At 75.7% G+C, this 25,866-nt stretch carries 30 protein-coding genes and 1 riboswitch; of the genes, 15 read left to right on the top strand and 15 right to left on the bottom strand.

The genetic code is table 11. The annotated features are described in order from the left end of the window. The first annotated feature begins 9 nt into the window (after positions 1-9). Positions 10-849, top strand: coding sequence for an alpha/beta hydrolase fold domain-containing protein (locus GCU67_RS02510; RefSeq protein ID WP_338104715.1), 840 nt, complete (start codon positions 10-12; stop codon positions 847-849). On the opposite strand, the gene GCU67_RS02515 is transcribed toward GCU67_RS02510, so the two are convergent. Next, positions 842-1,603, bottom strand: coding sequence for an SDR family NAD(P)-dependent oxidoreductase (locus GCU67_RS02515; protein ID WP_163609507.1), 762 nt, complete (start codon positions 1,601-1,603; stop codon positions 842-844). The genes GCU67_RS02510 and GCU67_RS02515 overlap by 8 nt on opposite strands. 58 nt (positions 1,604-1,661) lie before the next feature. Then, on the bottom strand, positions 1,662-2,291 hold the full coding sequence (locus GCU67_RS02520; protein WP_163609508.1) for a hypothetical protein: 630 nt from the start codon (positions 2,289-2,291) through the stop codon (positions 1,662-1,664). Between the two features lie 377 nt (positions 2,292-2,668). Between GCU67_RS02520 and purU the strand changes: the two genes are divergently transcribed. Further along, positions 2,669-3,541, top strand: coding sequence for a formyltetrahydrofolate deformylase (gene purU / locus GCU67_RS02525; protein ID WP_163609509.1), 873 nt, complete (start codon positions 2,669-2,671; stop codon positions 3,539-3,541). A 78-nt stretch (positions 3,542-3,619) separates the two neighbouring features. Continuing rightward, positions 3,620-4,963 (top strand): MFS transporter, encoded by a 1,344-nt coding sequence (locus GCU67_RS02530; protein WP_338104716.1) that lies wholly within the window; start codon positions 3,620-3,622, stop codon positions 4,961-4,963. Here GCU67_RS02530 and GCU67_RS02535 read toward each other — a convergent pair. From GCU67_RS02535 to GCU67_RS02550, 4 genes are read right to left on the bottom strand one after another with little or no spacing between them, the layout of a single operon-like run. After that, the gene (locus GCU67_RS02535; protein ID WP_163609510.1) at positions 4,948-5,802 is read right to left on the bottom strand and encodes a 5-oxoprolinase/urea amidolyase family protein; all 855 of its coding nucleotides are present in this window, start codon (positions 5,800-5,802) and stop codon (positions 4,948-4,950) included. The two genes, GCU67_RS02530 and GCU67_RS02535, sit on opposite strands and share 16 nt — an antisense overlap. Then, positions 5,799-6,410: a 5-oxoprolinase subunit B family protein gene (locus GCU67_RS02540; RefSeq protein WP_163609511.1), complete on the bottom strand. Its 612-nt coding sequence runs from the start codon at positions 6,408-6,410 to the stop codon at positions 5,799-5,801. Before GCU67_RS02540 ends, GCU67_RS02535 begins: the two co-directional genes overlap by 4 nt. Next, positions 6,410-7,165 (bottom strand): LamB/YcsF family protein, encoded by a 756-nt coding sequence (locus GCU67_RS02545; RefSeq protein ID WP_163609512.1) that lies wholly within the window; start codon positions 7,163-7,165, stop codon positions 6,410-6,412. Before GCU67_RS02545 ends, GCU67_RS02540 begins: the two co-directional genes overlap by 1 nt. A gap of 26 nt (positions 7,166-7,191) precedes the next feature. Beyond that, entirely contained in the window at positions 7,192-8,430 is a 1,239-nt protein-coding gene (locus GCU67_RS02550; protein ID WP_163609513.1) for an NRAMP family divalent metal transporter, read from the bottom strand. A gap of 157 nt (positions 8,431-8,587) precedes the next feature. Between GCU67_RS02550 and GCU67_RS02555 the strand changes: the two genes are divergently transcribed. Next, positions 8,588-9,301, top strand: a complete 714-nt coding sequence (locus GCU67_RS02555) for a GntR family transcriptional regulator (protein ID WP_163609514.1) — start codon at positions 8,588-8,590, stop codon at positions 9,299-9,301. Next, positions 9,298-10,086, top strand: coding sequence for a putative hydro-lyase (locus GCU67_RS02560; protein ID WP_163609515.1), 789 nt, complete (start codon positions 9,298-9,300; stop codon positions 10,084-10,086). Before GCU67_RS02555 ends, GCU67_RS02560 begins: the two co-directional genes overlap by 4 nt. A gap of 1 nt (position 10,087) precedes the next feature. Here the strand turns inward: GCU67_RS02560 and GCU67_RS02565 are convergent, their stop codons facing one another. From GCU67_RS02565 to GCU67_RS02580, 4 genes are read right to left on the bottom strand one after another with little or no spacing between them, the layout of a single operon-like run. After that, positions 10,088-11,119 carry a hypothetical protein gene (locus GCU67_RS02565; protein ID WP_163609516.1) on the bottom strand — a complete coding sequence of 344 codons (1,032 nt, stop codon included), beginning with the start codon at positions 11,117-11,119 and terminating at the stop codon, positions 10,088-10,090. 43 nt (positions 11,120-11,162) lie between these two features. Then, a complete protein-coding gene (locus tag GCU67_RS02570; protein WP_163609517.1) occupies positions 11,163-12,185 on the bottom strand; it encodes a hypothetical protein in 1,023 nt (340 codons plus the stop codon). Further along, positions 12,182-13,222 (bottom strand): hypothetical protein, encoded by a 1,041-nt coding sequence (locus GCU67_RS02575; protein WP_163609518.1) that lies wholly within the window; start codon positions 13,220-13,222, stop codon positions 12,182-12,184. The genes GCU67_RS02570 and GCU67_RS02575 overlap by 4 nt, the downstream gene beginning before the upstream one ends. Next, the gene (locus GCU67_RS02580) at positions 13,219-13,929 is read right to left on the bottom strand and encodes a SigE family RNA polymerase sigma factor (RefSeq protein WP_163609519.1); all 711 of its coding nucleotides are present in this window, start codon (positions 13,927-13,929) and stop codon (positions 13,219-13,221) included. The genes GCU67_RS02575 and GCU67_RS02580 overlap by 4 nt, the downstream gene beginning before the upstream one ends. A 78-nt stretch (positions 13,930-14,007) precedes the next feature. On the opposite strand from GCU67_RS02580, the gene GCU67_RS02585 reads away from it, so the two are divergent. Next, the gene (locus GCU67_RS02585; protein ID WP_163609520.1) at positions 14,008-14,781 is read left to right on the top strand and encodes a putative protein N(5)-glutamine methyltransferase; all 774 of its coding nucleotides are present in this window, start codon (positions 14,008-14,010) and stop codon (positions 14,779-14,781) included. A gap of 51 nt (positions 14,782-14,832) precedes the next feature. Here the strand turns inward: GCU67_RS02585 and GCU67_RS02590 are convergent, their stop codons facing one another. Both GCU67_RS02590 and GCU67_RS02595 read right to left on the bottom strand, forming a co-directional pair. Further along, on the bottom strand, positions 14,833-15,651 hold the full coding sequence (locus tag GCU67_RS02590; RefSeq protein ID WP_338104717.1) for an HpcH/HpaI aldolase/citrate lyase family protein: 819 nt from the start codon (positions 15,649-15,651) through the stop codon (positions 14,833-14,835). Between the two features lie 84 nt (positions 15,652-15,735). Then, on the bottom strand, positions 15,736-16,335 hold the full coding sequence (locus GCU67_RS02595; RefSeq protein ID WP_163609522.1) for a hypothetical protein: 600 nt from the start codon (positions 16,333-16,335) through the stop codon (positions 15,736-15,738). A gap of 48 nt (positions 16,336-16,383) precedes the next feature. On the opposite strand from GCU67_RS02595, the gene GCU67_RS02600 reads away from it, so the two are divergent. The 3 genes from GCU67_RS02600 (at position 16,384) to GCU67_RS02610 (ending at position 19,711) form a co-directional block, all read left to right on the top strand. Further along, the gene (locus GCU67_RS02600) at positions 16,384-17,139 is read left to right on the top strand and encodes an SDR family oxidoreductase (protein ID WP_163609523.1); all 756 of its coding nucleotides are present in this window, start codon (positions 16,384-16,386) and stop codon (positions 17,137-17,139) included. Between the two features lie 483 nt (positions 17,140-17,622). Then, positions 17,623-19,269, top strand: coding sequence for an HNH endonuclease signature motif containing protein (locus tag GCU67_RS02605; RefSeq protein ID WP_163609524.1), 1,647 nt, complete (start codon positions 17,623-17,625; stop codon positions 19,267-19,269). A gap of 151 nt (positions 19,270-19,420) precedes the next feature. Further along, positions 19,421-19,711, top strand: coding sequence for a hypothetical protein (locus tag GCU67_RS02610; protein ID WP_163609525.1), 291 nt, complete (start codon positions 19,421-19,423; stop codon positions 19,709-19,711). A gap of 167 nt (positions 19,712-19,878) precedes the next feature. Here the strand turns inward: GCU67_RS02610 and GCU67_RS02615 are convergent, their stop codons facing one another. From GCU67_RS02615 to GCU67_RS02625, 3 genes are read right to left on the bottom strand one after another with little or no spacing between them, the layout of a single operon-like run. After that, on the bottom strand, positions 19,879-20,025 hold the full coding sequence (locus GCU67_RS02615; protein WP_163609526.1) for a hypothetical protein: 147 nt from the start codon (positions 20,023-20,025) through the stop codon (positions 19,879-19,881). Between the two features lie 3 nt (positions 20,026-20,028). Beyond that, positions 20,029-20,940: a Dyp-type peroxidase gene (locus tag GCU67_RS02620; protein WP_163609527.1), complete on the bottom strand. Its 912-nt coding sequence runs from the start codon at positions 20,938-20,940 to the stop codon at positions 20,029-20,031. A gap of 42 nt (positions 20,941-20,982) precedes the next feature. Next, the gene (locus GCU67_RS02625; protein ID WP_163609528.1) at positions 20,983-21,375 is read right to left on the bottom strand and encodes a cupin domain-containing protein; all 393 of its coding nucleotides are present in this window, start codon (positions 21,373-21,375) and stop codon (positions 20,983-20,985) included. Between the two features lie 124 nt (positions 21,376-21,499). Between GCU67_RS02625 and GCU67_RS02630 the strand changes: the two genes are divergently transcribed. The 6 genes from GCU67_RS02630 to GCU67_RS02655 all read left to right on the top strand — a co-directional run. Further along, a complete protein-coding gene (locus tag GCU67_RS02630; RefSeq protein WP_338104718.1) occupies positions 21,500-21,907 on the top strand; it encodes an NUDIX domain-containing protein in 408 nt (135 codons plus the stop codon). A gap of 108 nt (positions 21,908-22,015) precedes the next feature. After that, positions 22,016-22,573: a universal stress protein gene (locus GCU67_RS02635; protein WP_163609529.1), complete on the top strand. Its 558-nt coding sequence runs from the start codon at positions 22,016-22,018 to the stop codon at positions 22,571-22,573. 5 nt (positions 22,574-22,578) lie between these two features. Further along, positions 22,579-23,226 carry a 50S ribosomal protein L11 methyltransferase gene (locus GCU67_RS02640; protein ID WP_163609530.1) on the top strand — a complete coding sequence of 216 codons (648 nt, stop codon included), beginning with the start codon at positions 22,579-22,581 and terminating at the stop codon, positions 23,224-23,226. 153 nt (positions 23,227-23,379) lie between these two features. Then, a riboswitch (cyclic di-AMP (ydaO/yuaA leader) is annotated at positions 23,380-23,530 on the top strand. 17 nt (positions 23,531-23,547) lie between these two features. Next, complete coding sequence (locus GCU67_RS02645) at positions 23,548-24,561, top strand: aggregation-promoting factor C-terminal-like domain-containing protein (RefSeq protein WP_246214472.1); 1,014 nt, start codon at positions 23,548-23,550, stop codon at positions 24,559-24,561. Positions 24,562-24,652: 91 nt separating this feature from the next. Next, positions 24,653-25,252 (top strand): YceI family protein, encoded by a 600-nt coding sequence (locus tag GCU67_RS02650; protein ID WP_163609531.1) that lies wholly within the window; start codon positions 24,653-24,655, stop codon positions 25,250-25,252. Positions 25,253-25,329: 77 nt separating this feature from the next. Then, a partial coding sequence (locus tag GCU67_RS02655; RefSeq protein ID WP_163609532.1) for a VOC family protein occupies positions 25,330-25,866 on the top strand: 537 nt, incomplete at its 3' end.

A 25,866-nucleotide genomic window follows, 5' to 3' on the forward strand; every position in this document is an offset into this window, starting at 1 on the left:
GGTGTGACGGTGCGCTCGGACCTGGTCCACAGCTCACCGCAGGGGGTGGAGCTGCAGCTGGACCTGTACCTGCCGGCGGGCCCACCGGCGCCGCTGTGCCTGTGGCTGCACGGAGGCGGCTGGGCGCGCGGGTCGCGCACGGCCCGGGCCGCGGAACGGCTGCTGCCCGTGGCCGCGAGCGGGGTGGCGGTCGCCGCCGTGCAGTACCGGCTCAGCGGTGCCGCGACGTTCCCGGCGCCGCTGGACGACGTCCGGGCGGCGGTCCGGTGGCTGCGCCGCAACGCCGCGGACCTGGGCGTGGACGCGGAGCGGGTCGGCGTCTGGGGGGCGTCGGCGGGTGGGCACCTGGCTGCCCTGCTGGCGCTGTGCCCCGACGACCGCGATCCCGACCTCGGGGACAGCTCGGTGCAGGCCGCCGTGTGCTGGTTCCCCGTCACCGACCTCACGCTGCGGGACACCGACGTGCCGGCGGGGCCGCCGCCACCGTTCATGACCGGGCCGCGGACCGACCCGTCGCCGGAGGCGCTGCTGCTGGGCGCTGCGTCCCTGCAGCACGTGATGGCCGAGGCGCGGGCGGCCAGCCCGGTCACGCACGTGCACCGCGGGGCCCCGCCCTTCCTCCTCGTGCACGGGGACCGGGACGGCATGGTGCCCGCCGAGCACAGCCGCGCCCTGCACCGGGCGCTGCGGGCCCAGGGCGTGGACTCGTCGCTCTGGCTGCTGGCCGGGGCGAACCACGAGGACCCGGCGTTCGAGACCCCCGCGAGCCTGGCGGCGGTCGCGGCCTTCCTGCGCAGTGCCCTGGCGCCGGGAGCGGCCGGCACGGCCCGCGCCGGAGGCGTCAGCTGAAGGCGACCCCGCCGTCCACGATGAGCGTCTGCCCGGTGAGGAAGCCGCTGCCCTCCGAGCACAGGAAGGACACCACCGGCGCCAGGTCCCCGGGCTCCATCGCGCGCGGGACGGCCCGGCGGCCGGCCGAGGCGGCCAGGTAGTCCGCGTCGTTGAGGGACCGGGTGGCCTCGGTCTCGACCAGCCCGGGCGCGACGGCGTTCACCGTGATGCCGTCCGCGCCGACCTCCCGGGCCACGCTGCGGGTGAGTGCGATCACCGCGCCCTTGGACGCCGTGTAGTGGGCGAAGTACGGCACCCCCGTGTGCACCGTGGACGAGGCGATGTTCACCACCCGGCCCCGCCCCTGCGCCTTCATGACCGGGTGGACGGCCCGCATGCCCAGCCACACCCCGCGGGTGTTGACCGCCATGACCCGGTCCCACTCCTCGACCGGGATGTCGGTGAACGGCTGCTTGACCCCCAGCCCCTGGTAGATCGCGGCGTTGTTGACGAGCGCGTCGATGCGGCCGTGCCGGTCGAGGGTCGCCGCCACGAGCTCCCGCCAGGACGCCTCGTCGCTCACGTCCGCCCGCACGTGCGTGATGTCCAGCCCGCCGGTCTCCTCGGTCGCCTCGACGACGTCGGCGGTGACCACGGCCGCTCCCTGCGCAGCCAGGTGCCGGCTCAGTTCCGCGCCGATGCCGCGCGCGCCGCCGGTGACCAGCACGACGGTGCCGGGCGCGACCTCGCCGCGCAGGTCGGTGGACGTCATGGTCTCTCCGGTGTCGAGATGGGTGCCCGGCGGTCGTGGGAGGCCCCCGCGGGCGCGCTCAGGTCGTCTCCGGGACTCGGAGGTGGGCGATCGGGACGTCGAACTCGGCGGAGTCGAGGACCTCGATGCCCAGGGCGGGGGCAAAGGCCTCCCGGAACTCCCGGGCGCCCTCCCGCGCCTGCTCGAGGTCCGCGGAGCTGTCGTAGGAGACCGCCGCGACCGTGAGCCCCTCCGCCCGCCGCACCATGACGCTCACGCTGCAGAACCCGGGCAGGTCGTCGAGCTTGGGCATCAGCGACAGGCGGACGGCGTCGACGGCCCGGTCGACGGCGTCGGGCCCGGTGCGCAGCCAGGTGACGCGCGACCGGGCGCCGTGCCCGGCCTCGGGGACCCGGTGCATCGCGGCGACCTCCCACTCCTGCAGCTCCGGCCGGCCACCGAGGACCTCGGCGGTGCGTGCCGCGGAGGCGGCGACGCCCTCCTGGCTCGCGTGCATCGCGGCCTCGTCGAGCCAGGACGTCGTCACGATGCAGGTGCCCGAGTCGCTGTCGGCCAGCAGGGACAGCCCGGTGCACCCCGCCATCGCGGCGACCTCGGGCACGACCTCGTCGCGGACGAAGGCGGTCGCGGTGGCCACCGACCGCGGATCGCCGTGGATCGTGGTGGATCGGGCGTACCTCGGGGGCATCGGTCCTCCTGGTGCGTGCGGCGGGCACGGTCTCCGTCGATCGTGGCGCCGGTCACAGCCTGCCTGCTCTCCCGGGCGCGGGGCAACAGGTCGCCGAGGTCCGGTCGGCGCGCGGCGCGCGGGTGCGCCGCGTCGTCCCCGGTGGCCCGGCCGCACCGGCACGGGGCGGCCCCGCCCGGCTACGTCGATTGTCGCGGGCGCGCTCGCACTCCCCGCCGCCGCGGAGTCGTCATCTGCCGTGTTCGGCCCGTCGCCGGGCTGCGTAGGTTCACGGCACCGTCTCCCTCGCCGTGGTCGGCTCGTCGACCACGGGAGCGGCGGGACCACCCAGCCGAGGCCGGTCGACCGGCCTCCGGCACCTGACCGGAGGAGGCGCGATGACGCGGCCCGCCGACGCCCAGCACGGCGTCCTGGTACTGAGCTGCCAGGACGCCCCCGGCATCGTCCACGCGGTGTCCGGGCTGCTCGTGACCGAGCGCTGCACCATCGTGGAGAGCCACCAGTTCGACAGCCCGGTGAGCGGGATGTTCTTCATGCGCGTGGAGTTCGCGCACACCGACGGTGCGCCGCTGGACCTCGACGGCCTGCGCCGGACGTTCGAGCCGATCGCCGCCACCTTCGGGATGAACTGGCGGATGACCGACGCCGCGGCCCGGCAGCGGGTGCTGATCATGGTGAGCCAGTACGCGCACTGCCTCAACGACCTGCTGTTCCGCAACTCCATCGGCGAGCTCAACCTCGACGTGGTCGCGGTCGTGTCCAACCACGCCACCCTGGCCGGCACCGCGGAGTTCTACGGCGTGCCCTTCCACCACGTGCCGGTCACCCGCGACACCAAGCCCGAGGCCGAGGCGGCGCTGCTGGAGGTCGTCCGCGCCGAGCAGGTCGAGCTGGTGGTGCTGGCCCGCTACATGCAGATCCTCTCCGAGGACCTGTGCCGCCGGCTCGAGGGCCGGGCCATCAACATCCACCACTCGATGCTGCCCAGCTTCAAGGGCGCGCGGCCCTACCACCAGGCGCACGCCCGCGGGGTCAAGTTCATCGGCGCGACCGCGCACTACGTCACCGCCGACCTCGACGAGGGCCCGATCATCGAGCAGGAGATGCTGCGGGTCGACCACGCGCTGACCCCCGAGCAGCTCGCCGCCCGTGGCCGGGAGGCCGAGACCCGGGCGCTGGCCCGCGCCGTCCGCTGGCACACCGAGAACCGGATCATCGTCAGCGGGAGCCGGACCGTCGTCTTCGAGTGAGCCCGCCGGAGGGGCCGGTGAGGCAGCTCACCGGCCCCGGGTGGAAGCTCCGCGCGGGTCGTGTTGTCCTCTGTGTACGTGTCCACCCCCAGCGTGACGTCGGCCCGCACCCCCCGCCGCGCCTACGTGATCTGGGGGATCGCGCTGGTCGCCTACGCGATCGCGATCTTCCACCGGGCCTCGCTCGGGGTGGCCGGGATCGAGGCGCAGGAGCGGTTCTCCGCGGGGGCGTCGGCGATCTCGCTGTTCCTGGTGCTGCAGCTGGCCGTCTACGCCGGGCTGCAGGTGCCGGTCGGGGTCGCGCTGGACCGGTTCGGCTCCCGCCGGATGATCCTGGCCGGGGCGCTGACCATGTCGGTGGGCCAGCTCGTGCTGGCGCTGGCCGACGACGTGCCGACCGCGGTGGTGGCCCGGGTGCTGGTCGGCGCCGGGGACGCGATGACCTTCATCAGCGTGCTGCGGCTGGTCGCGCTGTGGTTCCCCGGCCGGGTGGTCCCGGTCGTCACCCAGCTGACCGGCATCCTCGGCCAGGTCGGCCAGATCGCGGCGGCCTACCCGCTGGTGCGGCTGCTGCACTCCGCCGGCTGGGAGCCCACCTTCCTGGGGGCTGCGGGCATGGGCGTGCTGGCAGCGGTCCTGGTGCTGGTGGCGCTGCGCGACGCCCCGCCCGGCACCGTGCTGGCCCCACCGCTCGGGCTGGGCCAGGTCCGGCAGAACCTGGTCGACACGTGGCGGGAGCCGGGCACCCGGATCGGCTTGTTCACCCACCTGGTCACCCAGTTCTCCGGCACCGTGTTCGCCCTGCTCTGGGGGTACCCCTTCCTCACCACCGGCCAGGGGCTGTCCGACGGGGTCGCGGCCACGCTGTTGAGCCTGCTGGTCGTCGTCGGCATGGGCTTCGGGCCGTTGCTGGGCCGGCTCGTCGCCCGGTGGCCGCTGCGCCGGTCCAACCTGGTGTTCGGCATCCTCGGTCTGACCGCGGCCACCTGGACCGTCGTCCTGCTGTGGCCGGGCCGGGCGCCGCTGTGGCTGCTCGTCGTCCTGGTGCTGGTGCTGGGCACGAACGGGCCGGGGTCGATGATCGGCTTCGACTTCGCCCGCACCGAGAACCCGGTCGAGCGCTCCGGCAGCGCCAGCGGTGTGGTCAACGTCGGCGGGTTCGTCGCCTCGCTGCTCACCGTGCTGGCCATCGGCTCCGTGCTCGACGCGATGACCCCGGGCAGCTCCACCGCCTACTCCCTGGACGCCTTCCGGGCGGCCTTCGCGGTGCAGTACGTCTTCTGGGCGATCGGCCTGGTCGGGGTGCTCACCCACCGCCGCCAGCTGCGCGCCCGGCTCGCCCGCGACGGCGTCGTCCTCGCCCCGCTGGTGACCGCCGCCCGCGCCCGGCTCCGGGGCGGCTCGGCCTACCCCTTGGACTGACCGGCCGACCCCCGCAGCACCAGCCCCTGGCCGGGGCGCAGCTGGGCGCAGCGGTCGACGTCGGCGTCGGTCACGTAGCCGATCACCGGGTAGCCGCCGGTGACCGGGTGGTCGGCGAGGAAGAGCACCGGCGTGCCCGACGGCGGCACCTGCAGCGCCCCGCGGACCATGCCCTCGCTGGGCAGCTCACCGGCGCGCAACCGTTCCAGCGGGACGCCGTCCAGGCGCAGGCCGACCCGGTTGCTCTCGCTGGTGACCGTCCACCGCTGTCCGGTCAACGCAGTCCAGCCGGCCTCGCCGAACCAGTCCGCGCGCGGGCCGGGCAGCAGCGCGACGGTCAGGTCGTCGCCGCTCGGGTCGGGCACCGCGGCGAGGTCCACCCCGGGCAGCGGCGCGGCCGGCACACCGACCGGCAGCACGTCCCCGGCGGCGACGACGGCCGGGCCCAGCCCGGCCAGGACGTCGGTGGCGCGCGAGCCCAGCACCGGCGGGACGGCGATCCCGCCGCGCACCGCCAGGTAGGTGCGCAGCCCGGCGGCGGGGACGCCGAGCCGCAGCTCCGCACCGGCGCGCAGCAGGGTCGGGGCGTCGTGCGGGGAGCCGGGGCAGCGGGCGCCGGTGGTGACCACGAGCAGGTCGGTCCTCGCGCGCACGGCCAGCCCGCCGAGGGTCACCTCCAGCACCGCGGCGTCGGGCGGGTTGCCCACCAGCCGGTTGGCCAGCCGGGCCGAGGCGCGGTCGGCGACCCCGGAGCGGCCGATGCCCAGCGCGGCCTGGCCGGGGCGGCCCTCGTCCTGCACGGTGGTCAGCGGGCCCGGGGCCAGCACGGTGAGGCTCACGGGACGGCCACGAAGCGCACCCGGGTGCCTGGCTGCAGCAGTGCCGCCGGGTCGCGGGCGAGGTCGAAGACGGCGACGTCGGTGCGGCCGATGAGCTGCCAGCCGCCGGGGGACTCCCGCGGGTAGACGCCGCTGAACTCCCCGGCCAGTGCCACCGAGCCCGGCGGCACCCTGGTCCGCGGGGTGGCCCGGCGCGGGACGTCCCACGCACCCCCGGGCTGGACGAGGTAGCCGAACCCGGGCGCGAACCCGCAGAAGGCCACGGTCCACGGCTCGCCGGTGTGCCGCTCGACCAGCTGGTCGGGCGTCAGCCCCAGCAGCCCGGCGGCGTCGGCGAGGTCGGCGCCGTCGTAGTGCACCGGCAGCTCGACGGCGTCCCCGGACCGCTGGGCGCCGGGGCGCGGGGTCGTCGTCCGCACCGCCGCGGCCACCGCGGCGAGGGTGGTCCGCGCCGGGTCGGTCACCAGCAGCACCGTGCGGCCGGCCGGCACGATGTCGACGACGCCCTCCGGTGGGGCGTCGGCCAGCGCGGCGTAGAGCGCCAGCACGTCGTCCAGCCCGTCGACCTCGACCAGCAGCGCGGTGCTGCCGCTGGGCAGCAGTCGCATCAGGCGGTGGCGAACGGGGTCAGGGTGACCCCGGCCGCGGTCAGCGCCGCCCGCACCTGCCGGGCGATCCCCACCGCGCCCGGGGTGTCGCCGTGCACGCAGATGGAGCCCGGCGTGAGGGTCAGCTCGCCGCCCTCGACGTCCCGGACCGGCTCGCCGGCCGCCATGGCCACGCAGCGCGCGGCGATCTCGGCCGGGTCGTGCAGCACCGCGCCGGGCAGCCGGCGGGACACCAGCGTGCCCTCCGGCGTGTAGGCCCGGTCGGCGAAGGCCTCGTGCACCACGGTCAGCCCGGCCTCGGCGGCCAGGCGCAGCCAGGCCGAGCCGGGGAGCCCGAGCACCGGCAGCGTCGGGTCCAGCGCCACGACCGCGGCCACCACCGCCGCGGCCTGCTCCTCGTGGTGCACGATCGCGTTGTAGAGCGCGCCGTGCGGCTTCACGTAGCGCACCCGGTCGCCGGCGATCCGGGCGAAGGCCTGCAGCGCGCCGACCTGGTAGACCACGTCGGCGGTGAGCGCCTCGGGCTCCATGTCGATGAACCGGCGGCCGAAGCCGGGCAGGTCCCGGTAGCCGACCTGGGCGCCGATGGCGACGCCGGACGCCACCGCCTTGTCGCACACCCGCGCCATGATCGCCGCGTCGCTGGCGTGGAAGCCGCAGGCGACGTTGGCGCTGGTGACCACGCCGAGCAGCGCGTCGTCGTCGCCGAGGGTCCACTGACCGAAGCCCTCGCCGAGGTCGCTGTTGAGGTCCATGTGCTCCTCCTTGCCCGGTCCGGCGCTCAGCGGAACAGGTCGATGACCGGCTGCACCGACCGGACGGCCAGCACCAGCGTCAGCAGCCAGGCGACCCAGCCGACGACCAGCAGCCAGCGCGGGTAGCGGTAGCCGTTGAGCAGGTCGGCCCGCCGCGTCGCCACCCAGAGCAGGACGGCGATGCCGATGGGCAGCAGCAGCCCGTTGAACGCCCCGGCGAACACCAGCAGCGTGGTCGGCGCGGTGCCGATGAGCAGGTAGACGGCCGTGGTGACCGCGATGAACCCGACGACCAGCAGCGTGCGGGTGCGGTCCGACGTCGTCCGGGAGGTCACGAAGGACACCGAGGTGTAGCTGGCGCCGATGACGCTGGTGATGGCCGCGGCCCACAGCACGATGCCGAACACCCGCAGGCCGACCTCGCCGGCGGCCTGCTGGAAGGCCGAGGCGGCCGGGCTGGCCGGGTCCAGGGCCGCACCACCGGCGACGACGCCGAGGATGGCCAGGAAGAGCACGACCCGCATGACGGCGGTGATCAGGATGCCGGTGATCGATCCGCGGGTGATGTCCCGGACGTGGCCGGCGCCGCTGACGCCGGAGTCGAGCAGCCGGTGCGCGCCGGCGTAGACGATGTAGCCGCCGATCGTGCCGCCGACCAGCGTGGTGATCGCCAGGACGTCGACCTGCTCGGGCAGGACGACGTTCTTCAGCGCCTCACCGACGGGCGGGCCGGAGGTGAACGCCACGTAGGTGGTCAGCACGATCATCACCAGCCCGAGGACGACGACGATCCGGTCGACGGCGAGCCCGGCCTTCTTGCTCAGGAAGATGCCGATGGCGATCAGCGCGGACAGCGCGCCGCCGAGCTTGGGGTCCAGGCCCAGCATCGCGTCCAGGCCCAGCCCGGAGCCGGCGACGTTGCCGATGTTGAACACCAGCCCGCCGACGAGCAGGAACGCGGCCATCACCCAGCCGAGGCCGGGCAGCACCAGGTTGCCCAGCTCCTGAGCGCGGCGGCCGCTGACCCCGATCACCCGCCAGACGTTGAGCTGCAGCGCGATGTCGACCAGGATCGAGATGACGATCGCGAAGGCGAAGGCCGCGCCCAGCCGCACGGTGAAGGTGGTGGTCTGGGTGATGAAGCCGGGCCCGATGGCCGAGGTGGCCATCAGGAACATCGCGCCCAGCAGCGTCGACCGGGTGCTGGTCGCCAGTCGCCCGCCGGTCGGTGCCGCGCTGTCCGTGCCGTGCGCCTCGTGTGCCATGGGTGCTCCCCGGTCGGGTCGGTCGGTGCCGCGCGGGCGGCGTCCGTCGGGGCTGTGCCCCTTGCCGGGTGAACCTAGGGAGTTGTTCAACAATCCGACAAGGGGATGGGCGGACAATTAACTGCGACGACACACGCCGACGGGGCAGGATGGCCGCATGACCGACGCCGCGGACCAGGGCTGGCTGCGCACCGTCGCCCACGAGGTGCGCAGCTTCGACCGGTCCAGCACCGCCGAGCGGGTCGCTGAGCTGCTGCGCGCCCGGGTCATCGAGGGCGACCTGCCGCCGGGCACCCGGCTGAGCGAGGAGCAGCTGGTCGAGGTGCTGCACGTCTCCCGGAACACGCTGCGCGAGGCGTTCCGGCTGCTCACCCACGAGGGCCTGCTGGTGCACCGGCTGCACCGCGGCGTGTTCGTCCCCGAGCTCGACGAGGACGACCTGGTCGACCTGTACCGCGCCCGCCGGGCCATCGAGTGCGGCGTCGTCGCGCGCCTGGAGGGCACCGACGCCGTCCGGCTGCGGCCGCTGCACGACGCGGTCGCCGCCGCCGAGGACGCCGCCCGGCGCGGTGACTGGCCGGCCGTCGGGACGGCGAACATGCGCTTCCACCTCGCCCTGGTCGCCCTCGGCCGCAGCCGCCGGCTGGACGAGACGGCGGCGCGGCTGTTCGCCGAGCTGCGGCTGCTGTTCCACACCGTGGACGCCCCGCGGCCGCTGCACGAGCCCTACGTCCAGCGCAACCGGGCCCTGCTGGACCTGCTGGCCGCCGGGGAGACCGTGCGGGCGGCGGAGGAGCTCGACGCCTACCTGTACGACTCCGAGACCCAGCTGCGCACCGTCCACCGCGACTCCCCCCGGAGGAACCCATGACCACCACCCTGCCGGCTGCCGACCCCTCCGCCGCCCGCGCGCAGTTCCGGGCGGGCCTGACCGTGCCCTCCTCGGGTTGGGCGCCCGGGTACACGCAGGCCAACCTCGTCGTCCTCCCGCGGGACTGGGCGTACGACATGCTGCTGTTCGGCCAGCGCAACCCGCAGCCGGTGCCGCTGCTGGACGTGACCGACGCCGGGTCCCACCGCACCGTCCTGGCCCCGGACGCCGACCTGCGCACCGACCTGCCGCGCTACCGGGTCTGGCGGGACGGCGAGTGCGTCGACGAGCCGACCGACGTCACCGACCTGTGGGGTCCGGACCTGGTCGCCTTCCTGATCGGCTGCAGCTTCAGCTTCGAGACCGCGCTGCTGGACGCCGGGGTGCCGGTGCGCAACATCGAGCAGGGCCGCAACGTGTCGATGTACCGCACCGACCGGGAGTGCCGGCCCGCCGGGCGGCTGTCGGGCCCGCTGGTCGTCTCGATGCGCCCGGTGCCCGGCTCCCTGGTGGCCACCGCGGTGCAGGTGACCGGCCGGATGCCGCAGGTGCACGGTGCGCCGGTGCACGTCGGTGCCCCGGCCGGGCTGGGCATCGCCGACCTCGCGCGGCCGGACTTCGGCGACCCGGTGGAGCTGGCCGACGGCGACGTCCCGGTGTTCTGGGCGTGCGGGGTCACCCCGCAGGCGGCGCTGATGGCCTCCCGGCCCCCGTTCGCGATCACCCACGCCCCGGGGCACATGTTCGTCACCGACGTCCCGGACGCGGTGTACCGCCAGCCGTAGGTCAGCCCTGCCGGACGTCCTCGGCGCAGCGTTCGAAGGTCGCGGTGTTCTGCGCCCGCTCGGCGCTGCTGAGGTCGCCGCCGTCCGGGGCGGTGACCGGGCCGCCGGTCCAGCTCAGGTCCCGGCCCGAGGGCGCCAGGGTCACCCGGAAGCCCTGCGGCGTCAGGCAGTCCCGCAGCCGCAGCCAGTAGGCGGCGTCCTGGTCGGGGTGCAGCGGCACACCGCGCAGCGGGGCGTTGAGCGTCCGCGGCGCGCCGGCGGCCACGATGTGCTCGCCCCGGTAGGCGATCGCGATGCCGGCGTGGTCGACCAGCGGGGTGGTCACCTCGCCCAGTGACACCCCGTCCACCACGGGCAGCTCGGCGTAGGAGCGGGCCAGCCGGCCCGAGGCGTCGCGGTCCTGGCCGGGGGAGTACTCGACCCGGTCGCCGGGCAGGCCGACCACCACCAGCGGCCCGGTGGCGGCGCCGGCGTCCTGCAGCGTGATCGGCACGCCGGGCGCCGCGTCGCCGGTGCCCAGCCACAGCGTCAGCCGCTCGGGCGGGGCACCGGTGCGGCCGGCGAACCACGCGGTCCGCAGCTGGTCGCCGACCCGGCCCATGACCAGCGCCCAGCGGTGTCCCCCGGGGACGTCGCCGGCGAACAGCACCCGGCGGGTGTCGGCCGGCGGCGACAGCACGCCCAGCGCCGCGTTCGGCGGGCTGGCCCACTCGATGGCCTGCACGCCGGCCAGGAACGCCGCGTCCCCGGCCAGCGACCCGCGGGTGGGGACGTCGTAGAGCGAGGGACCGGTGGGCCCGGCGGCCACCTCCGCGGTCACGGCGGGCGCCGGCGGTGGGTCCGCCGGGCGCCCGGGCACGACGGCCAGGACGACGGCGGCCCCGACCGCGGCGGCACCGGCGACGCGCGCCGCACCGAGCCGGCGGCGCCGGGTGCGCAGGGCGAGGACGCGCGCGGCCGTGTCGGCGGGACGGGGTGCCTGCCGGGCGAGCCGGGTGAGCCGGTCCTGCAGGTGCTGCTCGACGTCGGTCATCCCACCCCTCTCCAGGTCCCGGGGTGCCCCTGGTCGCGAGGGCTCACTCCTGGGCGGCGCCGATGAAGCAGTCCTCGCTCGCCCGTTCCCGGTCGGCCTGTTCGGTGCTGGACAGGTCGCCGGTCCGGGGGTCCTCGAAGTAGACGCCCGCGCTCGGCGGGGCCGCCTCGACGGTGAAGCCGTTCGCGACGAGGCACTCGGCGACCTCGGCCGGGTCGGGGGGACGGGTGGGGTACTGGGTCCTGGTCCACGGCGGGGTGCCCGTCATCAGGAAGGACTCCACCGGTGTCCGCACCCCGTCCCGGCGCACGTACAGCTCCGGTGACGTGTCGGGGCCGTAGGCGACCGGTGCGCGCACGAGGCCGAGCGGCACGCCGTCGACCTCGGGCAGGGTGACGGCGGTGCGGACCAGGGTGCCGTCGGGGGCGCGGTCGAGGGTGGCGGAGTACTCGGCGGCCACCCCGGGGTCGGTGAGCACCACCAGCGGGCCGGTGTCCGCGGAGACGTCCATCAGGGCGACCGGCTCGTCGGCCGAGACCTGCACGGGCCCGAAGGCCTCGGTCAGCTCCGCCGGCGCGGCCCCGCTCGGCCCCGCGAACCAGTTCAGCACCCACTGGGGCCCGTTGCTGGCCATCACCACGGCCCAGCGGTGCCCGCCCGGGACGTCGGCGGCGTAGACGACCCGGCGGGTGGCGGGGTCGAAGGGGCGGGCGTACCCGCTGCCGCTGGGCGGCGGCGACCAGGGCAGCGCCGCCAGCTCGGCCAGCAGGGCTGCGTCACCGGCGAGCGACCCGCGCGGGGGCTGGTCGTAGGCGGCCGGCGGCGGGGAGCCCGCCCGGGTGACCGGCGCCGCCTGGACGGCGGGGGCGGCATCCGGACGGGCGAGCGTGGCGGCGGTGCCCAGCACCAGGACGGCGACGACGGCGGCGACCCAGCGGACGGCGCGCAGCCGGCGGGAGCGGTTCATGTCGAGGACGCGGTCGAGGGTGCTGCCGTCGGCCGGGGGGAGGGCGTGTCCGGCCAGCCGGGTGAGCCGGGCGCGCACGTCCTGGCGCACGTCGGTCACCCGCTGCTGGCCGCGGTGTGGCACTCCGCGGTCGCCTGCTCGTGGACCGCCTCCTCGGCGCTGGTGCGGTCCGGTGTCCCCGTCTCGCTGTAGCCGAACTGGCCCTCGCCCGGGCCGACGTCCACCGTGTAGCCCAGCGCGGTCAGGCAGGGGACCAGCACCGCCATGTCCGGCGGACCACCGGCGCCGCCGTACCAGCGCTCCCACGGCGCGGGCGAGCTGTAGCGGATGTCCCAGATGGCGTCGGTGCCACCCGCTGCCGCGCGGAGCTCCCCGGCGCTCCAGACGACCGGCGTGGGCACGAGACCCAGCGGCACGCCGTCGACCGTCGGCAGCGGCTGGAAGTCGCGGACGAGGCTGCCGTCGGGTGCGCGGTCGAGGCTGGGCGAGTACTCGTAGGTGGCGCCGGGGTCGCCGAACACCATGATCGGGGCGGTGTCGGCGGAGACGTCCATCAGCGCCAGCGGCTCGGTCGGTGACCAGAGGGTGGGGTACGACGCCTCGGTGAGGTCCGCGGCATCGGCGCCGTCCGGCCCGGTGAACCAGTTCACCGCCCACGACTGGCGTGTCCGGGCCATCACGAGCGCCCACCGGTGGCCGTTCGGGACGTCGGCGGCGTACACCACCCGGCGGGTGTCCGGCTCGATCTGCGTGCTGGTGCCGGTCGTCTGGTCCAGGGCCGGGGACCAGGACAGCGCCGCCACCTCGGCCAGGAACCCGGGGTCGTCGGCCAGCGACCCGCGCGGCGGCTGCTCGTAGACCGCCGGCGGGGGAGCGGGCGGACGGGTGGAGGGCGGGGCAGCCGGCGCGGCCGCCGCCACCGGGGGCACGTCCGGCCGGGCGAGGGTGGTGGCGGTGCCCAGCACGACGACGGCCACGGCGCCGGCGACCCAGCGGACCGCGCGTTGCCGCCGGTGGCGGTTCACCTCGACCGCCCGTCCGGCGGTGTCCGCCGGCCCGTCGACCGCGGTAGTGGGCACCCGGATCGCGAGCTGCTGCAGCCGCGCGGCGACGTCCTGTGCCCGGGGGCCGGTCACGACGGCCGCCGGTAGATGGCCCACGGGTCGCTGCTGTCGTCCGCCGGGTCGCTGCCGTCGTCCGCCGGGGCGGGGCCGGCGGGTGCGACGGCCGGTGCGGGGTCCGGCCGGGCCGGTGCCTCCGGGGTGCCCGGACGGCGGAAGACCGCGTCCGCCTCCCCGGTCGCCGGCGGGGCGGCCGTCCAGGTGTCGGTCGCTGTGGGTGCGGCGACCGGCGTCGGCTCGGGCTCGAGCAGGTCGCCCAGCCGCTCGACGGCGGCGTCGAGCACGTCGGCCACCGTCTGCGGGGAGCGGTCCAGCAGCGTCGCCACCGACTCCTCGTCCAGTCCCTCGACCAGCCGCAGGACGACGACCACCCGGGCCGTCGGGCCGAGGGCGGCCAGCGCCGCCAGCCAGCGCCGGTCGCCGGGGTCGAGTCGCCCGCCGTCCGTCCGGTCGTCGTCCGGGCCCGGCAGGGTGCCGATCGAGCCGCCCGCGACCGAGGGCTCCGTGCGGCCCAGCGCGCCCTCCACGAGTGCCCCGCGGGTGTCGGCCAGGGCGTCCGCGGGGGAGCCCAGCCGGCGCCAGCGGCGGTGGGTGCGGGCCAGCGCCGTCACCACGAGGTCGTCGGCCTGCTCGGGGTCGCCGGTCAGCAGCAGCGCGGTGCCCCGCAGCTGCGGCTCGCAGTCGGCGACGAAGGCCGCGAAGTCGTCGGTCCGCCGGTCCATGCCCGTCCTCCCCGCTCTCGTCGCCGCACTGTAGGGGTCCGGAACCGTTCCGTCGGCGAGGCGGCACACTCCACGGTGATGAGTCCACCCGATCCGGCCGTCGTCGCCCGGCTGCGTGCCGCCGGGTGCGTGTTCGCCGAGGACGAGGCGGAACTGCTGCTGGCTGCTGCACCGACCGCCGCCGTGCTCGACGGGCTGGTCGCGCGGCGGGTCGCCGGGGAGCCGCTGGAGCAGGTGCTCGGGTGGGCGGAGTTCTGCGGGCAGCGGTTCGCCGTCGAGCCCGGTGTCTTCGTGCCGCGGCGGCGCACCGAGCTGCTGGTGCGCGCGGCGGTGCAGGGAGCCCGGCCGGGCGCCGTCGTGCTGGACCTGTGCTGCGGCGTCGGCGCGGTGGGGGCGGCGGTCGCCACCGCGCTGGGGCCGGTCGAGCTGCATGCCGCGGACGTCGACCCGGCCGCCGTCCGCTGCGCCCGGCGCAACCTGGCCGGGCGGGGCACGGTGCACGAGGGCGACCTGTTCGCGCCGCTGCCGGCCGGGCTGGCCGGCCGGGTCGACGTGCTGGTGGTCAACGCGCCCTACGTGCCGACCGACGCGATCGCGCTGATGCCGCCGGAGGCCCGCGACCACGAGGCGCGGGCGGCGCTGGACGGCGGCGCCGACGGGCTCGACGTCCACCGCCGGGTCGCCGCGGGGGTGCGGCGCTGGCTGGCGCCCGGCGGGTCGCTGCTGATCGAGACCAGCCGCCGGCAGGCACCGGGGACGCAGGCGCTGGTCGCCGCCGCCGGGCTGGCCGCGCGGGTGGTCACCGACGACGACCTCGACGGCACCGCCGTGATCGGCCGGCTCGACCCCTGAGACCGACGACGGCCCGTTCCCCCGAGGGGAACGGGTCGTCGTGGTGGACGCCTAGGAGGGCTGGACGCCGAACGCCGTGGCGAGCTTCTCGATCTTGCGGGCGCGGCCCAGGCGGGGCAGGTCGCTGCCGTCCCGGATGACCTGGCCGCGGGCGTCGAAGTCGGCCAGGAAGTCGCGGGCCCAGGCCACGTCGGACGGGGCCGGGCTGATGACCTCGTTGATGACCGGCAGCTGGTCGAGCTGGAGGCACAGCTTGCCGGTGAGGCCCAGGGAGACCGTCAGCGCCGACTGCTCGCGCAGGATCGGGTGGCTGGTGCCCACCGTGGGGCCGTCGATCGGCCCGGGCAGGCCACCGACCCGGCTGGCGACGACCAGGCGGGAGCGGGGGTAGGCCATGGCCAGGTCGTCGGCGCTGGTGCCGGTGTCGCGGCGGTAGTCACCGCTGCCGAAGGCGAGGCGGAAGGCCCCGCGGGCGCGGGCGATGTTCACCGCCTCCTCGATGCCGAGCGCGGACTCGACCAGGGCCAGCACCGGGGTGTCGCCGCCGAGCCGGTCGTAGGTCTCCGTGACGTGCTCGGCGGCCTCGGTCTTGGCGAGCATGACGCCGGCCAGGCCGGGCAGGCCCTTGAGCGCGTCGACGTCGCCGGACCAGAACTCCGTGGAGCGGTCGTTGATCCGGACCCAGGCGCGCTTGTCACCGCTGGTCAGGTACTCCGCGACCTCGGCGCGGGCGTCGGGCTTGCGCGCCGGGTCCACCGCGTCCTCGATGTCGAGCACGATCTGGTCGGCCCGCGACGCGTGTGCGTCGTCGAAGAGCTCGGTGCGGGCGCCGTTGACCAGCAGCCAGGAACGAGCGATACCGGGGTCCACGCTTCTGCCTCTGTGCACGCGGCCATTGTGGCGGGCGACACCGCGCGCGTCTCCGCGGGGGTGCACGTCCCCTGGCCGGACGGCTCAGGCGGCGCTGCGCCTCAGCCGGTCGAGCAGGCCCAGGTGCCAGTCGACGTCGACGCGGCGGCCGACGTACCCGCGGGGGCGCACCAGGTCGAGGCGCACCAGCTCCGGGTCGCGGCCCGGGCGCCGCGAGTCCGACCACAGCAGGGCGAGGTTGTCGCGGCGGGCCGGGTCGCCGGGGACGGCGTCCAGGGGCAGCTGGAGGTGCAGCTGGGCGGTGGGCTGCTGGGCGTAGTACTCGCGCAGGCCCTGGGTGTCGGCGGCCGGCAGCTCGCCGTCCTCGGAGTGCCAGACCCGCAGCACCTCGGTGGGGGTGCGCAGGATCAGCCCGCTCATCGGCAGGCCCAGGTTGTCGTTGCCCGGCTCGAGCAGCTCCAGCTGGGTGCCGAAGGGGTCGTCGGCGTGCTCGGCGTAGGGACGGAGCCGCTCCATCGCCTCCCGGCGGACCAGCTGGTGGTGCAGGTGCCGGTCGGCGGAAGCCAGCCAGCCGTGCTCGGCGTGGATGGCCCTGCTGACGGTCAGGCCGCGCAGGAGGGCGTCGCGCACCTCGACCAGCAGGGGGTGCAGCCGCCGGACGACGGCGTCGGAGGGGTGGTCCACGGGCTGAGTCTGCCCGGTGGGTCCGACGTCCCCGGCAGACTCCGGGGCGTGTCCTCCACTCCGCGTCCGCTCACCCTGGTCACCGGCGGCAGCCAGGGGATCGGTGCCGCCACCGCCGTCCACCTCGCCGGCCTCGGGCACGACGTGGTCGTCGGCTACCACAGCAGCGCCAGCGAGGCCGGGGCCGTGGTGGCCGCGGCGCAGGCGCTGGGCGTGCGGGCGGTCGCCGTCCGGGCCGACGTCGCCGACCCCGCGGGGGTGGACGCGCTGTTCGACGCGGCGGCCGAGCTGGGCCCGGTCACCGGGCTGGTGGCGAACGCCGGGCTGACCGCGCACCTGGGTGACCTCGCCGACACCCCGGTCGAGGTCGTGCGGCAGGTGCTCGACGTCAACCTGCTCGGCGTGGTGCTGTGCGCCCGGCGCGCCGCCCAGGTGATGTCCCGGCGGCGGGGTGGGGTCGGCGGCGCGATCGTCACGGTGTCCTCGGGCGCGGCCACGCTCGGGTCGCCGCACGAGTACGTGCACTACGCCGCCGCCAAGGCCGGCGTCGACGCGCTGACCATGGGGCTGGCCAAGGAGCTCGCGGACGACGGCGTGCGGGTGAACGCGGTCGCGCCCGGGCTGGTGCGCACCGGCATCCACGCCGGGGCCGGGGACGCCGGCCGGCTGGACCGGGTGGTCGCGCGCGTGCCGATGGGGCGGGCGGGGGAGCCCGACGAGATCGCGCCGGCGATCGCCTGGCTGCTGGGTCCCGAGGCGAGCTACTGCACCGGGGCGGTCCTGCGGGTCGCCGGCGGGCTGTAGCCCGGGCGAGCGCGCACCGGTCGGTCGGCGGGCTGTCGGCCAGCAGCACGTCGACCATCGGGTGGTCGGCGGGGTGCTGGTCGGGAGGTCGTGGTCTGGGTGGAGGCCGTCGCCGGCGGCGTCCCGGCCACGGATGCTCAGCTGCGGGCGACCCATGCCCCGGCCTCCACCCGGTGTGCGGCTCGGTCTCTCACGCGCACCTCTGGCCCACCACGGGCGGCCGGCGCCGGCGGAGATCCCGGAGCTGCGATCCCGCCGGGCTGCGCTGCCCCGACGACGGCGCACCGGCCTCCCACGTGTGCTCCCGGACGCGGTGAACTGCCTGATCAGGAGTCTGGCGAGCAGGTCAGAACTGTCGTACCCCTCGCCTACGTTCGGAGGGTGTTCAGCGGCTACGGGGTGGGTGTGACGGTCGTCGACCGTGCCGAACTCCTACCTGCCCTGCCGCCGCCTCCGGCGGGGGTGACGCGGCGTCGGTCGCGGTTGGCGGAGCTGCTCGGGCCTGCGTCGTTCTCGGAGTCCGAGCTGGTGCGGGAGATGGGGGCGGTCGCCGACGGCCGTGCCCAGCTGGCTGCGTACGAGGCGGTGCTGATCGCGCAACTGGCTGCCCGGCGGCCGGCGCAGACCGACCTGACCGAGGACGAACCGGGTCACGGGGTGGAGGGCTGGTCGCCGGCCCGGACTCCTGGGGTGAGTGAGTTCGTGGTCGACGAGCTGGCGCTCATGCGTGGCATCTCGCTGGCGGCGGCGACGGGGTTGGTGGAGCGGTCGCTGGCTCTGGTGCGCGAGCTGCCCGCCACCTGGGGTGCATTGGCGGACGGGTTGGTGGACGAGCCGCGGGCGAACGCGATCGTGCGCGCGTTGGCCGGTCAGTCGCAGGCCGCGGGTGGCCAGGTGGAGCCGGCGGTCGTGGCCGAGGTGGAGGCACAGGCGCTGGCGTGGGCGGGGGCGGGGGAGACCCCGGTGCGGCTACGGGAACGCACGGCGGCAGCACTGATCGCGCGGGATGCTGCGGCTGCTGACCGGCGGCGGAAGAAGGCCGAACGCGCGGCTGACGTGCGGACCCGGCCGGCCGGGGACGGCATGTCGGAGCTGATCGCTGACCTGCCCACCTCTGTGGCGGCGGCCTGCCGGGAGACCGTGGACACCTACGCGCGGATGGCCAAGGACGACGGGGACGAGCGGTCGATCGGGCAGCTGCGGGCGCTGGTGCTCAGCGACCTGATCCGGCGGCCGTGGGACACCAGCCGTGCGCCGGTGACCGCGCACCTGCAGGTCATCGCGCCGCTGGGCGCCGTGGGCGGGCACTCGCGCCCGAGCCCCACCACGACGCCGGACGACCCGGATGAACGTCCGACCGCCGGCACCGGTCGTGCGCGGTCAGCAGGGGTGCCGACCGATGAGGACGCCGCGTCGGTCGACGGTGCGCCGATCACCCACCAGCAGCTCCGCGACCTGCTCGAGGAGCTCGACTCCCTGTGCCCGGGCGGTCTGCAGGCCCCGACCGGCGGTTCGCTGGGGATCTCATTGGTCGACCCCGTCACCGGCGCGCTGCGGGCGACGGTCAGCCGACCGGAACTGGAGCGTCTGGTCCGCCGCGGATGCCGGCAGCACCCGCCGCACTCGGACACTCGGACCCGAGGGCGAGGCGACGGCACGAGTCACTCTCCTGGCCATGGACCACCAGGCGGATGCGACTGTCCGGCGGTGGACCAGCCACCCCTGGTCGACCGCTACACCCCCACCCCCGCGCAGCGCCGGTTCCTGCACGCCCGCGACCGCACCTGCCGCCATCCCGGCTGCCGTCGTCCCGCCGCGCGCACCGACCTCGACCACGTGCACGCCCACGGCGACGGCGGCCCGACCGACTGCGCCAACCTCTGCTGCCTCTGCCGCCGGCACCACCGGCTCAAGACCCACGCCCCCGGCTGGCGGTTCACCATGACCGCCGACGGAGTCCTGTCGGTGACCACGCCCAGCGGGGTCACCCGCACCACCCGACCACCGGGCCTGCGGCTGACCGGCGCGTCGAGTCGAGGCGGGCCCGACGCTGCAGCCGGGCTGGTGCTCAGCGGCGGCTCGTGGTCACTGGACCGGGGATCCGGTCCGGACGATCCACCACCGTTCTGAGCAGTCCCACGGGACCAGCCGCCGCCCCGCTCGACGAGTACAGCTCCGTCGTGGCTGACGGCTGCCCGCCACGGGCGGCGCCGGAGGGCGTCCTCGCAGGTGGTCACGCGGGAACGTCACGGTGGGACCGTCGTCTGCCGATGAGGTGCTCGTGATCCGTTCCCACGCCGTGGAGAGCTCGCTGCGGAGCCCTCAGTGGTTCGACTCGGCCCATCAGGCCGACATCCTGGCTGCCTTCGACACGCACCTGGCCAGCGGGCTGCACGACCGCAGCCCGTTCACGCCCCGCCCCGAGCGGGTGCGTGAGCTCGGTCAGCTCGCCGCCTCCAGCACGCTGCCCGCCCGGGCCGCGCTGCTGCGCTGGGGTGGACTGCCCGCCGCGGTCCGCAGCCAGCTGCTCATCGGCTGGTACGGGTCGCAGCGCACCAGCTCCGCCGCCTGACGGCATCGGTCACGCGGGCCCGCCCGGCCGGCATGCCCCCGGAAGGCCGACCGACCTCCACCGTCCCCTGACCGTGGGCCCGCCCGGCCCGCATGCCCCAGGAGGGCCGGCCGGCGCCGCCGTCGCCCGACGGTGGAACAGCCGGCCTGCCGCCGGACGCGCAGCGGTCAGTCGACGCTCCAGGGCTGCCCGCACGACGCGCAGCGGCCCTCCGCCGTCCGCTCGGTGAGCCGGCCGCACGCGGGGCAGACCTGGTCGAGCCAGCAGGCCGGGTCGCCGCCCTCCGACTCGGCGGCGGGGTCGTGCGCCTTCACGGGTCAGTCCTCGTCCGGCGAGGCGAACCGGGCGAGCGCGTCGAGCGACGGGCACGTGTAGTACGCCCCGGTGAGCGGGGTGAGGAACCCGGTGAGCCCGTCCCGGACGCCGTCGGCCGCCCCGGCCATGCGGCGCAGCATCTCGGTCATCCGCCACTGGTCACGGGCGAAGCCGACGAACGCCGTGCCGTGGTCGGTGACCCCGCCGTAGGCGACGTTGCGCCGGAAGATCTGCTTCTCCTCGCCGTCCACCTCGACGGTCGTGCGCACGACGTGCGCGCTGGGCAGCTGCTCGTCGTCGGGGATCTCGACGCTGTCGGGTTTGGTGCGGCCCATCATCCGTTCCTGGCCGTACTCGCCCAGCGACTCCCACGACGCGGTGTCGTGCCGCCACACCTGGAACAGCACGATGCTGGCGCCGGCACCCGGCTCGCCCGCCGGCACCGCGGCCACCTCGGCGGCGGTCAGCAGCGAGGGGTTCTCGGTCCCGTCGACGAACCCGGTCAGGTCGCGATCGTGCCGGTACAGCCAGCCGGTCACCTCGCGCGCCACGGCGGCCACCCCGGACAGCGCGGCGAGCACCTCCCGGGCGTTGTCGAAGACCGCCGTCCGATTGCCGCCTGCGACCCAGACCCACGCGTCGTGCTGGGTGGCCGGCATCCGGTAGCCCCCGGCGCCGACCAGGTCCTCGGTCCAACCGGCCGCGTCGGCCGGGGCGTCGGCGGGGGAGACCTCCGCCCACAGCTCGGGGCGGAAGCCCACCACCAGGTTCACCCCGCCGACCGAGGACAGCGGCCCGGTGAGCCCGGCGACGGCGCGCACCAGCTCCTCACCGGTCGCGCCGTGCTCCAGGTCGAGCTCGAGGTAGCAGTGCTCGGGGGTGCCGAGAGCGAAGATGCCGGGCTGCGTCGTCACCCGACCAGCCTGCCCGACGCGCCCCCGGCACCCGCCGGGCGGTCAGCCCTCGGTCGGCGGCTCGTCCTTGCCGGCCTCCTCGAGCGCGTCGGCCTCCTCCTTGGTCTTGTGCACGGCCTTGTCGGCGTGCTCGGCCGGGCCGTAGACCGTGTACAGCACCAGCGGGTTGACGCCGGTGTTGAGGAAGTTGTGCTTCTTGCCGGCCGGGACGACGACGAGGTCGCCCTGCGCCACGTTCTTCTTCTGCCCGCCGACGAGGGCCTGGCCGGTGCCGCTGACGAAGGTGAGGATCTGGTCCACGTCGTGGATCTCCTCGCCGATCTCGCCGTCGACCGGGATGGTCATGATCACGAGCTGGGTGTGCTCGCCGGTCCAGAGGACCCGCCGGAAGTCGGCGCTCTGCTCGGCGACGGTGGCGATGGTGAAGTGCTCCATGGACCTCGTCCTCCCCTTCGATGCGGGCGGCAGGGGCTGCCGCCGGTCGTCGTCCAGTCAAGAGCACCGCGGCCCGGTGCGCGATCCGAGGTGATCTTCGACGCGGCCGCCCACACTGGCGACGGTGAACGCACCCGGCCCCGCACCCCGGCACGACGTGGTCGCGGGCGCACTGGTCCGGGACGGCGCCGTCCTGCTGGCCCACCGCAGCCCGGCGCGTCGCTGGTACCCCGACGTCTGGGACCTGCCCGGCGGCCACCGGGAGCCCGGCGAGACCCCGCGGCAGGCGCTGGTGCGCGAGCTCGCCGAGGAGCTCGGCGTCACCGCCGTCCGGTGCGCGGTCGTGGGGCTCGTCGAGGGGCCCGGGCTGCGGCTGACGGTCCTCCGGGTCGACCGCTGGGACGGCGAGCCGGCCGACACCGCACCGGAGGAGCACGACGAGCTGCGCTGGTGCACCGCCGCCGACCTGCCGGGCCTCCGGCTGGCGCACGCGGCGTACCCGGCCCTGCTCGCCGGGCTGCTGCGGCCGTGACCGACCACCTGCAGGGACGGGCCTCGGTGCGGTAGGACAGGCTGTGCAGGCCAGGCACCCCTGGCGTCCGGCAGCGGCCGGGCAGGTGCACCGGCACAGGAGGACCCCGTGAGCGACCAGGCAGGCAACGACCGGTTCGACGCAGCACCCGAGGCGGAGCAGGACGAGGCGGCGACCGCGCTGGCCGGGACCGACCACACCGACGTCAACACCCGAGCGGTCGTCGACGGCGGCATCGTCGTCGGCCACGACGACTCCGACCACGCCCGTGACGCCCTCGTCTGGGCCGCCGCGCTGGCCGAGCGCGCCTCCTGGCCGCTGCACGTCGTGCGCGCCTGGCGGATCGCCACCGCGCCGCAGCCGGCCAGCTGGGAGCCCGGCTTCGTGCCGCCCATCGCCGACTACGAGGCCGCCGTGCAGGCCGACCTGGAGGCCGACGTCGTCGCCGTGCTCGGCGCCGAGCGGGCCGCCGGCGTCACCTGCCACGTGGTGCACACCGCCCCGGCCCAGGCCCTGATCGAGGCGGCCGAGGGTGCAGACCTGCTGGTCGTCGGCGCGCGCGGCCGCGGCGGGTTCGCCGGGCTGCTGCTGGGCTCGGTCAGCGACCAGGTCACCCGGCACGCCCCGTGCGCGGTGACCGTGGTGCGTGACGGCGGCGAGGACTGAGCCCGGTGCCGGAGCCGCGCGAGGTCTCCCCGGAGTTCCTGCGGGCGCACACCACGCCGGCCCGGCCCACCCTGGTGCCCGAGGTCCAGCTGCACGTCGCCGACGACGTCGTCGCGCTGTGGGAGGCGATGGAGACCGAGGGCGGCGGCGCCGGCCAGGACCCGCCGTTCTGGGCCGCCGCCTGGCCCGGCGGGCAGGCGCTGGCCCGGCACGTGCTCGACCACCCCGAGCTGGTCGCCGGCCGGCGGGTGCTCGACCTGGGCGCCGGCAGCGGCCTGGTCGCCGTGGCAGCGCTGCTGGCCGGCGCCCGTGAGGTCGTGGCGAGTGACGTCGACCCGTACTCGCACACCGCGATCGCGCTGAACAGCGAGCTCAACGGTGTCGCCGGCGTCCGGGTCGTCGGTGACGTGCTGGGCGAGGACCCGCCCGACGTGGACGTCGTCCTGGCCGGGGACGTCTGCTACGACCGGGACATGACCGCCCGGGTGCTGCCCTTCCTGGGCACCGCGTGGCTGCGCGGGGCCACCGTGTTCCTCGGTGACCCGGGCCGGGCCTACGTGCCGAAGGAGGGCCTCGTCGCCCAGGCCGAGTACGACGTCCCGGACGCCGACGGCGGGCAGGTGCGGCGGACGACGGTGTGGCGCCTGCCCTGAGCCGTCGGTCACAGGAGCCCAATCGACCCCGCCGCGACCTGGCCGGACGTGGCAGATGCTCACAGATCGGCGCTCGGGGATTGTCACGACCGGGTCACCGCCTCTACCGTTGCCGAGTCCGGTCGGACGTCAGGTCCCCAGCCGGGGAGCCCGCGCCGGATGCCGCCGAGTCGCTGTTCGCAGCGAGCCGGGGACCCACCGAACCACTGGGGTGAATCTCGCGCCGGGCCGCAGCCCGGCGCGCGTAGGGCGCCTTCCCGCCCGAATCCGTCAGCTGACCCGGTAGGCGGCCGCGGAAGACCAACGGAGCCCACCCCCTCGATGTCCCGTCGCACCACGGCGCGCGCCTCGTACGAGCAGTCCCCGGCCACCGACGTCCTCGACGTCCCGGCCACCGACGTCCTCGACGTCCCGGCCACCGACGTCCTCGACGTCCCGGCCACCGACGTCCTCGACGTCCCGGCCACGGAGGTCGTCGCCGGCCCCGTCGCCACGCCGCGCACCAGCCGTCGGGCGACCCCTGGTGGGCTCCGCCGTCCCGCGCTGTACGTGGCCGTCGCCGCCGCCGGGGCGATCATGGTCAACGTGCTCACCCTCCGGCAGGACGACGCCCTCGCCGACGCCCCCGCCGAGCCGGTCAGCATCGCCGCGCAGCTCGGGCTCAGCTCCCAGCAGGCCGAGCTGACCGTGGCGCCCGGCCAGGTGGGCGAGCGCCTCGGCGCGCTCGCCGGCAACCGCAGCCAGCGCGAGGCCGAGCAGGCCGCCGCCGCCGAGGTGCAGGCCGCCGCCGACCGAGCCGTGCTCGAGACCAAGGCCGCCGAGGAGGCCCGCCTGGCCGAGGAGGCCCGCCTGGCCGAGGAGGCGCGGCTCGCCGAGGAGGCGCGGCTGGCCGCCGAGGCCGCGGCCGCCGCCGAGGCCGCCGCGGAGGCCGCCCAGCAGGAGGAGGCAGCCGCTGCGGCGAAGGCCACCGCCAAGAGCGCCCCGGCTGCTGCGCCGGCACCGAAGGCCGCCGCCCCCGCCGAGGCCCCGGCGTCGTCGGGCGGGTCGGGCTCCTTCCAGGACTACGCGCTGTCCCAGCTGGGCGGCGACAGCAGTGAGTTCAGCTGCCTCGAGAGCCTGTGGGGCAAGGAGAGCGGCTGGAACCCGGACGCGCAGAACCCGCGCAGCACCGCCTACGGCATCCCGCAGTTCCTGGACTCGACCTGGCGGGGCACCGGGATCGCGAAGACCTCCGACGGCTACCGCCAGATCGACGCCGGGCTGGTCTACATCGACTCCCGCTACGGCTCGCCGTGCGGTGCGTGGTCGCACTCGAAGTCCACCGGCTGGTACTGAGCACACCCCGGGAGGAGGCCCCCTCTTCCTGGAGCGGGGTCAGTCGTGCACGATCGACGGGTTCGACCCTTACGACTCAGGAGCGCGCAACGTGGGCAAGCACCGTGCACCCCAGGGTTCGGTGACGGACTTCGACGCCGCCACCAGCGCCCTCCCCGACGTCACCGGTGACTACACGGTCGACGTCGCACACACCCGGATCGGGGTCCGCGCCCGGCACGCGATGGTGACCACCGTCCGTGGCGCCTTCACCGAGTTCTCCGGCACCGCGCACCTGGACACCACGCACCCGGTGGCCAGCAGCGTCGACCTGCGCATCGCCACGGCCAGCATCGACACCGGCACCCCCGACCGCGACGCGCACCTGCGGTCCCCGGACTTCCTCGACGTCGAGCAGTACCCGGAGATGCGGTTCGCCTCCACCGAGGTCGAGCAGCTCGACGACGAGGTCTACCGGGTCACCGGTGACCTCACGATCAAGGACGTCACCCGGTCCGTCTCCATCGACTTCACCCTCACCGGGTCGGCCCAGGACCCGTTCGGCAACACCCGGGTCGGCTTCGAGGGCGCGCTGGCGATCAAGCGCAGCGACTGGGACCTCACCTGGAACGCGGTGCTGGAGACCGGCGGCGTGCTGGTCAGCGACCGGGTGCAGATCGAGTTCGACGTCTCGGCGATCAAGGTCGGCTGACGCCCCGCGCGGGCGCCGATGAGTTCGGCGTCCGCGGGTGGTCTCCTCTGCACGCACACCCGAGGAGAGGACCCACCATGCCCGTCCAGACACCCTGCCTGTGGTTCGACGGCCAGGCCGAGCAGGCCGCCGAGTTCTACACGTCGGTCTTCCCGAACTCGGCGGTGACCGCCGTCAGCCGCAACCCCGACGGGTCGGCGGTGGTCGTCGCATGGACCCTCGACGGCCAGCCGTACCAGGGGCTCAACGGGGGGCCGGGGCAGGCCGCCTCCTGGGCGGTGAGCCTGTCGATCTCGTGTGCCGACCAGGCCGAGGTCGACCACTACTGGGACGCGCTGTCCGAGGGTGGGGAGGAGAGCATGTGCGGCTGGCTCCGGGACCGGTTCGGGTTCTGGTGGCAGGTCGTGCCCACCCGCCTGGTCGAGCTGGTGACCGACCCCGACCCGGCTCGTGCCCAGCGCGCCCAGCAGGCGATGCTCGGCATGCGCCGGATCGTGGTGGCCGAGCTGGAGGCGGCGGCCGACGGCACGGCCACCGCCCTCGCAGGGGTCACGGCACCTGCGGGGGTCACGGCACCTGCGGGGGTCACGGCACCTGCGGGGGTCACGGCACCT

Source organism: Modestobacter muralis, assembly GCF_010682105.1.
GTDB classification, from domain to species: Bacteria; Actinomycetota; Actinomycetes; order Mycobacteriales; family Geodermatophilaceae; genus Modestobacter; species Modestobacter muralis.

Bases quoted from the DNA above. Each gene is read 5' to 3' on its own strand.
- GCU67_RS02565 (WP_163609516.1), bottom strand. From the start codon at position 11,119: ATGACCGACGTCGAGCAGCACCTGCAGGACCGGCTCACCCGGCTCGCC.
- purU (WP_163609509.1), top strand. From the start codon at position 2,669: ATGACGCGGCCCGCCGACGCCCAGCACGGCGTCCTGGTACTGAGCTGC.
- GCU67_RS02545 (WP_163609512.1), bottom strand. From the start codon at position 7,165: ATGGACCTCAACAGCGACCTCGGCGAGGGCTTCGGTCAGTGGACCCTC.
- GCU67_RS02580 (WP_163609519.1), bottom strand. From the start codon at position 13,929: ATGGACCGGCGGACCGACGACTTCGCGGCCTTCGTCGCCGACTGCGAG.
- GCU67_RS02555 (WP_163609514.1), top strand. From the start codon at position 8,588: ATGACCGACGCCGCGGACCAGGGCTGGCTGCGCACCGTCGCCCACGAG.
- GCU67_RS02625 (WP_163609528.1), bottom strand. From the start codon at position 21,375: ATGGAGCACTTCACCATCGCCACCGTCGCCGAGCAGAGCGCCGACTTC.
- GCU67_RS02540 (WP_163609511.1), bottom strand. From the start codon at position 6,410: ATGCGACTGCTGCCCAGCGGCAGCACCGCGCTGCTGGTCGAGGTCGAC.
- GCU67_RS02645 (WP_246214472.1), top strand. From the start codon at position 23,548: ATGTCCCGTCGCACCACGGCGCGCGCCTCGTACGAGCAGTCCCCGGCC.
- GCU67_RS02585 (WP_163609520.1), top strand. From the start codon at position 14,008: ATGAGTCCACCCGATCCGGCCGTCGTCGCCCGGCTGCGTGCCGCCGGG.
- GCU67_RS02560 (WP_163609515.1), top strand. From the start codon at position 9,298: ATGACCACCACCCTGCCGGCTGCCGACCCCTCCGCCGCCCGCGCGCAG.
- GCU67_RS02515 (WP_163609507.1), bottom strand. From the start codon at position 1,603: ATGACGTCCACCGACCTGCGCGGCGAGGTCGCGCCCGGCACCGTCGTG.
- GCU67_RS02550 (WP_163609513.1), bottom strand. From the start codon at position 8,430: ATGGCACACGAGGCGCACGGCACGGACAGCGCGGCACCGACCGGCGGG.
- GCU67_RS02520 (WP_163609508.1), bottom strand. From the start codon at position 2,291: ATGCCCCCGAGGTACGCCCGATCCACCACGATCCACGGCGATCCGCGG.